Annotated in this window: 9 protein-coding genes; 4 read left to right on the plus strand and 5 right to left on the minus strand. The window is 59.2% G+C overall.

The annotated features are described in order from the left end of the window. Window positions 1–94: 94 nt before the first annotated feature. A complete protein-coding gene (gene aceE / locus C4J89_RS16430) occupies window positions 95–2,755 on the plus strand; it encodes a pyruvate dehydrogenase (acetyl-transferring), homodimeric type (RefSeq protein ID WP_124415035.1) in 2,661 nt (886 codons plus the stop codon). Window position 2,756: 1 nt separating this feature from the next. Here the strand turns inward: aceE and C4J89_RS16435 are convergent, their stop codons facing one another. Next, a complete protein-coding gene (locus C4J89_RS16435) occupies window positions 2,757–3,581 on the minus strand; it encodes a DUF2242 domain-containing protein (RefSeq protein ID WP_124415036.1) in 825 nt (274 codons plus the stop codon). A gap of 233 nt (window positions 3,582–3,814) precedes the next feature. Here C4J89_RS16435 and nhaA point away from each other — a divergent pair, with 233 nt between their 5' ends. Then, window positions 3,815–5,164, plus strand: coding sequence for a Na+/H+ antiporter NhaA (gene nhaA, locus C4J89_RS16440; RefSeq protein ID WP_124415037.1), 1,350 nt, complete (start codon window positions 3,815–3,817; stop codon window positions 5,162–5,164). 57 nt (window positions 5,165–5,221) lie between these two features. On the opposite strand, the gene C4J89_RS16445 is transcribed toward nhaA, so the two are convergent. Then, window positions 5,222–6,115, minus strand: a complete 894-nt coding sequence (locus C4J89_RS16445) for a LysR family transcriptional regulator (protein ID WP_124363381.1) — start codon at window positions 6,113–6,115, stop codon at window positions 5,222–5,224. Between the two features lie 120 nt (window positions 6,116–6,235). On the opposite strand from C4J89_RS16445, the gene C4J89_RS16450 reads away from it, so the two are divergent. Both C4J89_RS16450 and C4J89_RS16455 read left to right on the plus strand, forming a co-directional pair. Next, window positions 6,236–6,562, plus strand: a complete 327-nt coding sequence (locus C4J89_RS16450) for a carboxymuconolactone decarboxylase family protein (RefSeq protein WP_124415038.1) — start codon at window positions 6,236–6,238, stop codon at window positions 6,560–6,562. Window positions 6,563–6,674: 112 nt separating this feature from the next. After that, window positions 6,675–7,100, plus strand: a complete 426-nt coding sequence (locus C4J89_RS16455) for a cupin domain-containing protein (protein WP_124387221.1) — start codon at window positions 6,675–6,677, stop codon at window positions 7,098–7,100. Between the two features lie 145 nt (window positions 7,101–7,245). Here C4J89_RS16455 and C4J89_RS16460 read toward each other — a convergent pair whose 3' ends face one another. The 3 genes from C4J89_RS16460 to lon form a co-directional block, all read right to left on the minus strand. Further along, complete coding sequence (locus C4J89_RS16460) at window positions 7,246–9,120, minus strand: SurA N-terminal domain-containing protein (protein WP_124415039.1); 1,875 nt, start codon at window positions 9,118–9,120, stop codon at window positions 7,246–7,248. Between the two features lie 231 nt (window positions 9,121–9,351). Further along, window positions 9,352–9,624 (minus strand): HU family DNA-binding protein, encoded by a 273-nt coding sequence (locus tag C4J89_RS16465; RefSeq protein ID WP_003174819.1) that lies wholly within the window; start codon window positions 9,622–9,624, stop codon window positions 9,352–9,354. A gap of 149 nt (window positions 9,625–9,773) precedes the next feature. After that, window positions 9,774–12,170 (minus strand): endopeptidase La, encoded by a 2,397-nt coding sequence (gene lon, locus C4J89_RS16470; RefSeq protein WP_124415040.1) that lies wholly within the window; start codon window positions 12,168–12,170, stop codon window positions 9,774–9,776. Window positions 12,171–12,195: the final 25 nt, after the last annotated feature.

The following is a 12,195-nucleotide window of genomic DNA, read 5'->3' on the forward strand; positions in this document are numbered from 1 at the left end:
GCTAAATTCGGGCATGTCGTTGCAATTGCAACTATAACTGCGCCACGCCCACAAGGCGTTCGCCGCCTGGAATCCGCTTACCCTGGAGCCTCATATGAACCCGAATAACGCCGCGTCCCTGGACAACGATCCGCAGGAAACCCGCGAGTGGCTGGACTCCATCGAATCGGTGCTGTCGGCCGAAGGCCGCCCCCGCGCCCACTACCTGATCGATCAGTTGCTGGATTTCGACGTCGCGCGCCACGGCGACTTTTACGGACGGGTGACCACCCCTTACGTGAATACCATTGCCGTCGATCGCCAGGTGCCCTACCCCGGCAATCTGGACATCGAACGCCGCACCAACGCATTTATCCGCTGGAATGCCATGGCGATGGTATTGCGTGCAGGCAAACACTCCGGCGTGGGCGGGCATATCGCCACCTATGCGTCAGCCGCAGTGCTGTACGACGTAGGCTTCGACCATTTCTTCCGAGGCCGAACTGACACGTTCGACGGCGACCTGGTGTACATCCAGGGCCATTCCTCCCCCGGCATCTATGGCCGCGCATATCTGGAAGGCCGTATCAACGAAGCCCAACTGGATAACTTTCGCCGCGAGGCCGGCGGCGAAGGCCTGTCGTCATACCCTCATCCACGGCTGATGCCGGACTTCTGGCAATTCCCTACGGTGTCCATGGGGCTCGGGCCGATCACTGCCGCGTACCAGGCGCGCTTTATGCGTTACCTGGAGTTTCGCGATCTCAAGCCACACCAGGGGCGCAAGGTCTGGGCGTTCCTGGGCGATGGCGAAATGGACCAGCCGGAATCCCTGGCCGCCATTTCCGTCGCGGGCCGTGAAAAACTCGACAATCTGATCTTTGTGGTCAACTGCAACCTGCAGCGCCTGGACGGCCCGGTGCGCGGTAATGCCAAGGTGATCCAGGAGTTCGAGAGCCTGTACCGCGCTGCTGGCTGGAATGTGATCAAGGTAATCTGGGGCGGTGGCTGGGATGCGCTGCTGGAAAAGGACCACAGCGGCCTGCTGCGCCAACGCATGATGGAATGCGTGGACGGTGACTATCAGAATTACAAATCCCAGAATGGCGCCTACGTACGCGAACACTTCTTTGGTAAATATCCGGAGTTGCTGGCACTGGTTGCAGATATGTCCGACGACGATATCTGGAAACTCTCACGGGGCGGGCATGACCCGGACAAGGTCTACAACGCCTACGCCGCCGCCGTGCGGCACAAGGGCCAGCCCACGGTGATCCTGGCCAAGACCGTAAAAGGCTTCGGCATGGGCGAAGCGGGCGAAGGCCAGAACATCAACCATCAATTGAAGAAAATGGGGGCCGACGCGGTGAAAGCCTTCCGTGACCGCTTCGGGCTGGAAGTGGCCGATGACCAGCTCGACGAAATCCCCTACCTCAAACCCGCCGCCGACAGTGCCGAAGCCCGCTACTTTGCCGCCCGACGCCAGGCCCTGGGCGGCTATGTGCCCGCTCGGCACAGCAGCGTCGCGCCGTTGACGATCCCGCCGCTGTCCGCCTTCGCCACTCAACTCAAGGACACCGGCGAGCGCGCGATTTCCACCACCATGGCCTTCGTGCGCATCCTCGGCACGCTGCTCAAGGACCCACATTTGAGCAAGCTGATTGTCCCCATCGTGCCGGATGAGTCGCGCACCTTCGGCATGGAAAGCCTGTTCCGGCAGATCGGCATCCACTCCGCCGTCGGTCAGCTGTACACCCCGCAGGACGCTGGGCAACTGAGCTACTACAAAGAGAGCAAGGACGGACAGATCATGCAGGAAGGCCTGAATGAATCGGGTGCTATTTCCTCGTGGATCGCGGCGAGTACGTCCTACAGCAACCACGGCCTGATGACCGTGCCTTTCTATATCTTCTATTCGATGTTCGGCTTCCAGCGCGTCGGCGACCTGGCCTGGGCGGCCGGTGATGCGCGGGCCCGCGGTTTTCTGCTGGGGGCCACGGCCGGGCGCACTACCCTGATGGGCGAAGGCTTGCAACATGACGACGGGCACAGCCATATCCTGGCGTCAGTGATTCCGTGCTGCGTGGCCTATGATCCGACCTTTGCCTACGAGCTGGCGGTGATCATTCGCGAGGGCATGCGCCGTATGTATGTCGAGCAAGAAGACATTTACTACTACATCACCCTGCTCAACGAAAACTACCCGCACCCGGCGATCCCCGAAGGTGTGGAGGATGGCATCCTCAAGGGTATGTACACGTTGAGCACACACCCCGATGCACAGGTGCAATTGATGGGCAGCGGTTCGATTTTGCGCGAAGTGATCGCCGCAGCGGCCCTGCTTGAGCAGGATTTTGCCGTGCACAGTGATGTATGGAGCGCCACCAGCCTGACTGAGCTGCGCCGTGACGGGCACGCAACAGAGCGCTGGAACCTGCTGCATCCGGAGGCTGAGCCACGCCTGAGCTACGTGGAACAGTGCCTCGCCGGTCAAACCGGGCCGGTGGTGGTGGCAACGGACTACATGAAATTATTTGCAGACCAGATTCGCCCTTTCGTACACAACCGCCGCTTCGTGGCGTTGGGAACCGATGGTTTCGGGCAGTCGGATACGCGGGAAGCGCTGCGCGAATTTTTTGAAGTGGATCGACACTTCATCGTGCTGGCGGCCCTGAAGGCACTGGCAGATGACGGCGTAATAGGCCGTGACAAAGTCGTGGAGGCCATCAACCGCTACGGGATCAACGCCGACAAGGCAGACCCCGTAGCGGTGTGAGTTACTGCGCAGGCGTTGGCAGGGGTGGAATCGCCTCTGTCGGCGCTGGCAGGTTCGGGTTGGTCGGCGCCGGCGCGGGTTCTGCTGTCGGGGCCGGTGCGGTGTCCGGTACGGGCTCCGGCGCGACGCTCGGCGCGATCGGTGCGGCTTCGGCGGGCGGTGCAAGCGGTTGCGCAGCGGCAGGCGTTGCCGGTGTGTCCTGGGGCGCCTCGACCTTCTCGGCGGCCGGTGCGGCCTTGGGTTCAGGCATGCCAAGCTCATCCTTGGGCTTTTCGGGGATGTGCGCAGCCTGCTTCACTTCCTGGGGCAGGAACACATCCACCAACGCAAAGTAACGCTCATAGAACTTGGGCGCCGAAACGGTCTCGCTCGCCACCTTGACCATCGAGTCATCGGTAGAGCCGATCGGCATCGACACCGAACCCAGTACCCCTACCCCGAGACTCGCGGAGTTGTTGACCTTCTTCAGCGCATAGCGGTCCTGCAGGGCGTTGGCAAACATCGTCGAATGATTGCTGCCTTTGCCATCCGCGGCACACACCACGTTGAAACTGATCTGCAGGTGGCTTTCGCCGGTCTGCTGGAAACTCTTGTTACCGGCCACCAACTTCGGGTCGCTGCTGGTGATGATATAGCCCTGGCTCAGCAAGGCACGACGCGCGGCTTCACAGGCCGCCACATCGCTTACCGGGTAATCGCGGGAAAACGTACCGGAATCGTCGAAATTCTCATGTTCGTAAATAGCGGTCTTGGGCGACGAGCAACCCGCCGCGCCCGCCAGCACCAGCGCCAACCCTAGGTTTCGCAAGTGAAATGATGTCGACATCGAAAATCCTGAGAAAAACAGTCCGGGCGGTATTGTGCAACAGAACGAGGCGTTGGCGCGCGCATTCCTGTCGGTAAAACGTCACAGGCTTTTGGGACCGGTGCCGCTGACTATGACAAGTTTGTTTACAACTTATTCCCCAACTTCCTATTATCGCCCTGGGTGCGCTGCTGCATATGGCACAGCGCAGGTTAAAGGATAAGCGTTGGTCGGGCCGCCAATGGAGATCTGTCGTGCCTGATAAACACCCTGCCATCCCTCGTCCTCAGCGTTTGACCGAGGGCGCACTGTCGGCCCTCGAGCGCTTTTCACGAATTGAAGCCGTCAGCGGCATCGTCCTGCTGCTGGCTGCCATCGTCGCATTGATCTGGGCCAACAGCCCGGCGGCCGACACCTATGAGCACTTCTGGAACACGCCGGTCACCCTTGGGTTGGGCGACTACAGCGTGTCGCGCTCCCTGCATTTCCTGGTCAACGATGGCCTGATGACCATCTTCTTCCTGGTGGTGGGCGCCGAGATTCGTCAGGAAATCAAGGACGGCGCGCTCGCCAACCTCAAGCTGGCCACGCTGCCATTGGGCGCTGCGCTGGGCGGCGTACTGATGCCGGCGCTCATCTACACCCTGCTCAACCACGGCACCGCCGCCGCCAGTGGCTGGGCCGTACCCACGGCAACGGACATCGCCTTTGCCGTCGGCGTGCTGGCACTGTTGGGCAAGTCGATTCCCGGCGGCGTGCGTATTTTACTGCTGGCCCTGGCGATTATCGATGACATCGTGGCGATCCTGATCATTGCCGTTTTCTTCACCGCCAGCCTCGATTACATGGGGCTGGTGATTGCCGTCGCCGGGCTAGCGCTGGTGCTGGTTTTCCAGCGCATGGGCATCAGCAAGGCCGCGATCTACCTGTTGCCAGGGGCGATTGTGTGGTTCGGCCTGCTCAAGACCGGCGTTCACCCGACGCTCGCCGGCGTGATCCTAGGGCTGATGACCCCGGTTAACTCCAAGCCCACCACCGAGCGCCCGCTGGACACCATCGGCCGCACGTTCAACGAATTGATGGAGCGCTTTTCCCAGTCGCCTGAAGGCCCAGGGCACGTTACCCAGCCGTTGAAGCAATTGCGCGAAGCACAGCGGGAAATATTACCGCCAGTGCAGCGGGTCCAATCGGCGCTGCACCCGTGGGTGGCGTTCGGCGTGATGCCGTTGTTTGCCCTGGCCAACGCGGGTGTCAGCCTGAGCGGCTTCAACCTGGACGATCCCCTGCCCCACGGTGTGTTCATGGGCGTCATCTTCGCCCTGGTGCTGGGCAAACCCATTGGCGTGATGCTGGCGAGCTTCACGCTGGTCAAGCTCAACCTCTGCAAGCTGCCGGACGGCGTTACCTGGACAGGTGTTGGCCTGGTGGGTCTGCTGGCGGGGATTGGTTTCACCATGTCGATCTTCATCTCCTCCCTGGCCTTCTCCGACCCGGCTTTGCTGGCGGCGGCCAAGCTGAGCGTATTGACGGCCTCGACCCTGGCGGCAGTCGTCGGCCTGAGCTGGGGCAAGCTCAAGTTCTCAAGCAAGAAATCTGAGAGCTAAGCGCCACCGCCATAAGCGTGCGGCGTAAAAAGCGGCCGACCGGCGCTCCAAACGACGTCAATCGCGATAGCGCAACGCATCCACGAGGAGGCTGAACGCTTGTGTGGGTTGGCGTCGACTTGGGTAGTACAGGTGATATCCGGAAAACGGCGGGCACCAGTCCTCTAGAACACGAATTAAGCTGCCGTGTTCGATGTCCGATCTCACCTGCTCTTCAGGTAGGTACGCGAGCCCTTGACCTGATCGAGCCCCCATCAAAATGAGGGACGCAGATCCAACAACAAGCTGACCGTCTACATGGACGTTTACAGCTCGACCGTTCTTCTCGAATTCCCAAGCGTACAGTCCACCATGTGTAGGAAGTCGCAGGTTGATGCAGTTGTGAAACGTCAAGTCGGAGGGCGCCTGCGGCTGTCCGTACTTCTCGAAGTACACGGGCGTACCGACTACCGCCATGCGCATGTCTGGCCCTATCCGGGTGGCTATCATGCCTTGCGCGACCGTTTCGCCAGGTCGAATGCCAGCATCGAAACGCCCGCCCACGATATCTGTCAGCCCTACATCTACGACAATTTCAATTTTGATTTCTGGGTACAGAGGAAGGAACTTCTCCAGCTTGGGCCAGAGCACGGTGGCCGCGGCGTTTTCGGTAGCCGCGAGGCGCAGAGTACCTCTGGGATTTTCGCCCAATGCAGTAACCGCTTCTAACTCCGCATCGACCTCCGCGAACCGCTGACCGACCGATTGCAGCAGGCGCTCGCCGGCCTGAGTGGGTGACACGCGCCTGGTCGTTCGAGTGAGGAGCCTTACGCCCAAGCGCGTCTCTAATGCCCGCATCGTTTGGCTCAGCGCGGACTGGGAGACACCCAGTTGCTTCGCTGCTTTGGTAAAGCTTTGTTCTCGTGCAACCACTAAAAACGTGACGAGGTCGGAAGCGGTCTGCTTGTGCATTAATAAGCTTCCCTTATATATCTAATCAATTTTAAGCACGTTATCAGAACCAATCGTGGCTGTTAATTTAGTTTCTGATCTAGCGCAGCCTCGCTGCCGAGTGAAAGGAAGGAAATTCTGATGGCATACGAAAAAGGCACAGCCCACAAGGCTTTTGGCGATGTAGCTCCGGCGCTTGCCGAATACACCGATAACCTGCTGTTTGATGATGTGTGGAAACGGCCCGGTCTCTCACCTCGTGACCGCAGCCTTGTAACCATCACCACCCTGATTGTGCTTTACCGTCAAAACGAGTTGCCGTACCACCTTAAGCTTGCCATTGAGAATGGCGTGACCCGTGAAGAAATCATCGAAACGATCACCCATCTGGCGTTCTATGGCGGCTGGCCCGTCGCGGCGACCGCACTGAATACCGCTCGTAAGGTGTTCGAGGAGACCGGTAAATAAGCAGGGCCTGTGAATATTTTCGGCAACGCAGGTGCCCACTGACGTGGCAGCTGCCGCCCACTATCGGTGGCGCATTACGTGCTCAAGCCACCCGCGACTCAGAGAGAATTCCATGAGTGATTCAGACCTGACCATCATCCGCAACGGAACCAAGCCATCTGCAAAGGGCCCTGACACTTGGTTCACTGGCTCGGTTCGTATCGACACTATGTTCCAGGCAACAGCACCTGGTCGAGCAACGGGCGCCATCGTCACGTTTGAGCCATCCGCGCGCACCTTTTGGCATTCTCACCCGGCGGGTCAAACGCTAGTGGTATTGACGGGTGTCGGCTGGGTTCAATGCGAAGGTGGCCAGCGAACCGAGATTCGCGCGGGTGACGTAGTCTCCTGTGCTTGCGGGAAACGGCATTGGCACGGCGCTGCTGCGACGACTGCGATGTCCCATTTCGCGGTCACCGAAACGATCGATGGCAAGAATACTGACTGGATGGAGCCGGTGACCGACGAACAATACCTCGGCGGTGCGCTCGTAAGCTGACAACGTTAGCGTCGATGCTGTGATGGATGGCTACGTTGGCAATCGTCGCCCCGGATGGCAGGTATCACGGGTCAACCTGAGCTTTAAACGGCGCAAAAAAAGACCCCGGCCTTTTCAGGACGGGGTCTTTTCATTCAAGCCGGCATCAGAACTTCTTGATGTCTGCCTGGGTTTCCAGCTGCTTGCGGTAGGCCGCAAAATCCTGCTGGCCAATACGCGAAGCGAGGGCGCGGCGGTATTGCGCCTTTTCTTCGTCCGTAGGCGCAGCCGCTTCGTTGACACCGTTCAAACGCACGATCACCTGGCTGCCATCGCGCAGGCTGACGGTGGTGAAGCTCGGCTTGTCCTTGCCCGCAGGCTTGGGCATGCGGAACAGCGCTTGCAGCACGGCAGGGTCGACAGCTTCCTGGCCACGGGTAGCGGCTTCAGTCACCTTCCAGGCCTGGCCGTCAATCGGCTGGCTCAGGGCGATCTTGCCATCGCGCAGGCCGGCGATCAGCTCGTCGGCATGGGTTTTGGCAGCAGCGCTCGCACGCTCTTTGGTCATCTGTGCGCGAATCGCCGTGGCAACCTTTTCCAGCGGCAACTGGGCAGGCTTGAGGTGCTCTTTGGCGCGCAGCACGATGATGGTTTCCGGGTCGAGCTCAATGGCGCTGCTGTTGGCACCCTCATCCAGCACTTCCGGGCTGAACGCTGCGGTGACCACGGCACGGTTGGCCGCGACGCCTTCGCCACCTTCACGGCCGAACGGCGCGGAAGTGTGTACGGCAAGCTTAAGATCGGACGCCGGCTGGGCCAGGTCGGACGCTTCGAATGCCGCATCTTCCAATTGCTTGGTCGCTTCGACAAACCGCTGTTCAACCTGCTGGGTCTTGAGCTCGCGGGTCAGCTTGTCTTTCAGGCTGGCGAACGATGGCACCTCGGGTGCTTCAACGCCCAGCAGCTTGATCAAGTGCCAACCGAAGGACGTACGCACCGGCACCGACACCTGGTCCTGCTTCAGGCCGTACAGCGCCGTCTCGAAGTCTGGATCGTAGACGCCAGGACCGGCAAACCCGAGATCGCCGCCATTGCTGGCCGAACCCGGATCCTGGGAGAACTCCTTGGCCAGGGCGTCAAACTGCTCGCCCTTGGCCAGGCGCGCCTGGATGTCTTCGATCTTGGCCTTGGCTTGCGCCTCGGTGACCTTGTCGTTGACTTCGATCAGAATGTGCGCGGCACGACGCTGTTCAGCGAGGTTGGCGGTTTCTTTCTCGTAGGCAGCCTGCAGTTCATCGTCCTTGACGGTGACCTGGTCGAAGAACGACGACTTCTTCAGCTCCAGGTAGTCGATGACCACCTGGTCCGGGGTCATGAACTCCTTGGCATGCTGGTCGTAGTACGCCTTGACTTCGTCATCGGTGAGTTTCACCGCTGCCGGGTCGGCTTTAACGTTGACGGTGGCAAAATCGCGCGTCTGTTTTTCCAGGCGGGCAAATGCCAGCACCTCGGCATCGGTCACGAAACCACTGCCGGCGATGCCTGCGCGAACTTGGCCGATCAGCATTTCCTGAGTCAGCATCTGACGGAATTGCAGGCGGGTATAGCCCAGTTGACGGACCACCTGGTCAAAGCGTTCGGCGTTGAACTTGCCGTCTACCTGGAACTCCGGCGTCTGCAGGATCACCTGGTCCAAGGCCGCTTCCGAGAAGCCGAACTTGGCATCAGCAGCACCTTGCAGCAGCAGCTTGCGGTCGATCAGGCCCTTGAGGGCCGCGTCGCGCAGCAGTTTTTCGTCCAACAGGGAAGCATCGAAATCCTTGCCCAGTTGTTGCATCAGCTGGCGCCTTTGCATATCGACGGCCTGGCTCAATTCGGTCTGGGTGATTTCCTCACCGTTGACCTTGGCCACGTCCTGCTTGTTATTACCCGAAGCCTGGAAAATAGCCTCGATACCGGTGAACGCCATCAATGCGACGATGATCCCGATAATGGTCTTGGCAATCCAGCCTTGTGAATTGTCCCTGATATTTTGCAGCATGCGTCCCCCAGAAACGGTTGAACATCAAAAATAGGCAACCGTGGAGCGTGGGTAGAATCCGGATAGAAGAAAGGCGCATCCGAGGATGCGCCTTCTCGTAACTGGCGGAGCGGACGGGGGTTTGAACTCTGACCCCCGGCGTGGCGACCCAATGGATACGTGGGTCAGCTACCGCTCCGCTGCCAGGCCAGACCTACGTCTGACCCGGGTAAGCAAAGGCTTGATCGAAGCTTAGTTAACGGCTTCTTTCAGGGCTTTACCGGCTTTGAAACCTGGTTTCTTGGCAGCAGCGATTTGCAGTGCTTTGCCGGTCTGTGGGTTACGGCCAGTGCGAGCTGGGCGGTCAGTCACAGAGAAAGTACCGAAGCCTACCAGTACCACGGAGTCGCCGGCCTTCAGAGCGCCAGTGACGGATTCGATTACTGCGTCCAGCGCACGGCCGGCAGCAGCTTTCGGGATATCAGCGGATGCAGCGATAGCATCAATCAGTTCCGACTTGTTCACTCTAAGTCCCCTTATATATCTATGAGTATGATTCTAAGTTTTTTGGTAAAAAGCAAAAACCAGTGCTGAATGGCCTACAGACACTTAAGAGCCGCTTTATAACAAGGGCTCTAAAAAGCTGTCAAGGAAGCCCCCCAGGCTTCAACACCTTAATGCGTGCTAATTCTTTCCTTGGAATCCGACTCGCGTTTTTCGTCCTTCGCGACAATCTCCGGAGCCACATCCGGCAAGGGCTCCGGCGCGTATTGCAGCGCAATTTGCAGGACTTCGTCAATCCATTTAACCGGTTTAATCTGAAGATCCTGCTTGATATTGTCAGGAATTTCCTTCAAGTCGCGAACATTCTCTTCAGGAATGATCACGGTTTTGATTCCACCCCGGTGTGCAGCGAGTAATTTCTCTTTCAGCCCACCGATGGCCAATACCTGGCCGCGCAGGGTAATTTCCCCGGTCATCGCCACATCGGCGCGCACTGGAATACCGGTCAATGCCGACACCAGCGCCGTGCACATGCCTACGCCGGCGCTCGGGCCGTCCTTCGGCGTAGCGCCTTCCGGCATGTGAATATGGGTGTCGTGCTTCTCGTGGAAGTCCAGGGGAATACCCAGGCTTCTGGCGCGACTGCGCACCACGGTCTGCGCGGCGGTGATCGACTCGACCATCACATCGCCGAGAGAACCGGTCTTGATCAACTGGCCCTTGCCCGGGATCACGGCAGCTTCAATGGTCAGCAACTCGCCGCCCACCTGGGTCCACGCCAGGCCAGTCACCTGCCCTACCTGGTCCTGCTGCTCGGCCAGGCCGTAGCGGAATTTACGCACACCCAGGAAATGCTCCAGCGCATCGGCCGTCACCTTCACCGAGAAGCGTTTTTCCAAGGAATGCTCCTTGACCGCCTTGCGGCAGATCTTCGCGATCTGACGCTCAAGGCCCCGCACACCGGCCTCGCGGGTGTAATAGCGCACGATGTCACGGATCGCTTCGACGTCAAACTCGATCTCGCCTTTCTTCAGGCCGTTGGCCGCAGTCTGCTTGGGCGCGAGGTATTTGACGGCAATGTTGATCTTCTCGTCTTCGGTGTAACCCGGCAGACGAATCACCTCCATCCGGTCCAGCAATGCTGGCGGAATGTTCATGGAGTTGGAGGTGCACAGGAACATTACGTCAGACAGGTCGTAGTCGACTTCCAGGTAATGGTCGTTGAAGTTGTGGTTCTGCTCGGGATCGAGCACCTCAAGCAACGCCGACGCCGGATCGCCACGCATGTCGCTGCCCATCTTGTCGATTTCATCGAGCAGGAACAGCGGGTTGCGCACGCCCACTTTTGTCATCTTTTGAATCAATCTTCCTGGCATCGAACCGATGTAAGTGCGGCGATGGCCACGAATTTCCGCTTCATCACGCACGCCGCCGAGGGCCATGCGCACGAACTTGCGGTTGGTCGCACTGGCAATCGACTCGGCCAACGAGGTTTTACCCACCCCAGGCGGACCGACCAGGCACAACACCGGGCCGCGAATTTTCTTCACGCGCTTTTGCACCGCGAGGTATTCAAGGATACGCTCCTTGACCTCTTCAAGGCCGTAGTGGTCGGCATCGAGGATTTCTTCAGCGCGGGCCAGGTCCAGGCGTACCTTGGTCTGAGCCTTCCACGGCACCTGCACCAGCCAATCGATGTAGGAACGAACCACAGTGGCTTCGGCCGACATCGGCGACATTTGCTTGAGCTTGTTCAGCTCGGCCGTGGCCTTGGTCAGCGCATCTTTCGGCAAGCCGGCGGCATCGATACGCTTTTTCAGCTCTTCGATTTCGTTATGGCCTTCCTCGCCGTCGCCGAGTTCTTTCTGAATGGCCTTCATCTGCTCATTCAGGTAGTACTCGCGCTGGCTGCGCTCCATTTGTTTCTTCACGCGGCCGCGGATGCGCTTCTCAACCTGCAGCAGGTCGATTTCGCCATCCAGCAGCGCCAGCACATGCTCGACACGGGCTGACAGATCGATGATTTCGAGAATGTCCTGCTTCTGCTCGATCTTCAGCGCCATGTGCGCAGCCATGGTGTCGACCAGGCGACTTGGCTCATCGATGCTGTTGAGCGACGAGAGGACTTCAGCCGGGACTTTCTTGCCCAATTGCACATACTGCTCGAACTGCGAAAGCAGACTGCGCACAAACACTTCGGATTCACGTTCAGGGGCTTCGACTTCGTCGATCAGCGCCACTTCGGCGCGCAGGTGACCATCCACCTCCATGAAACGCTCTACCGCGCCGCGCTGCTCGCCTTCTACGAGTACCTTGACGGTACCGTCAGGCAGCTTGAGCAATTGCAGGACAGTCGCAACGGTGCCGACCCGATACAGGGCGTCTTCGCCTGGATCATCATCAGCAGGATTCTTTTGGGCCAACAGCAGGATCTGCTTGTCGCCCGTCATCGCGGCCTCGAGGGCTTCGATAGACTTCTCGCGCCCCACGAACAGCGGGATAACCATGTGCGGATAGACGACGACATCACGCAACGGCAGGAGAGGCAATTCGCTGGTTGTCTTCATGATTTCGCCTCTATGACAGTTGAAA

The organism is Pseudomonas sp. R4-35-07, from assembly GCF_003852235.1.
Lineage (GTDB): Bacteria > Pseudomonadota > Gammaproteobacteria > Pseudomonadales > Pseudomonadaceae > Aquipseudomonas.

Bases quoted from the DNA above. Each gene is read 5' to 3' on its own strand.
- aceE (WP_124415035.1), top strand. From the start codon at position 95: ATGAACCCGAATAACGCCGCGTCCCTGGACAACGATCCGCAGGAAACC.
- C4J89_RS16435 (WP_124415036.1), bottom strand. From the start codon at position 3,581: ATGTCGACATCATTTCACTTGCGAAACCTAGGGTTGGCGCTGGTGCTG.
- C4J89_RS16445 (WP_124363381.1), bottom strand. From the start codon at position 6,115: ATGCACAAGCAGACCGCTTCCGACCTCGTCACGTTTTTAGTGGTTGCA.
- C4J89_RS16450 (WP_124415038.1), top strand. From the start codon at position 6,236: ATGGCATACGAAAAAGGCACAGCCCACAAGGCTTTTGGCGATGTAGCT.
- C4J89_RS16455 (WP_124387221.1), top strand. From the start codon at position 6,675: ATGAGTGATTCAGACCTGACCATCATCCGCAACGGAACCAAGCCATCT.
- C4J89_RS16460 (WP_124415039.1), bottom strand. From the start codon at position 9,120: ATGCTGCAAAATATCAGGGACAATTCACAAGGCTGGATTGCCAAGACC.
- lon (WP_124415040.1), bottom strand. From the start codon at position 12,170: ATGAAGACAACCAGCGAATTGCCTCTCCTGCCGTTGCGTGATGTCGTC.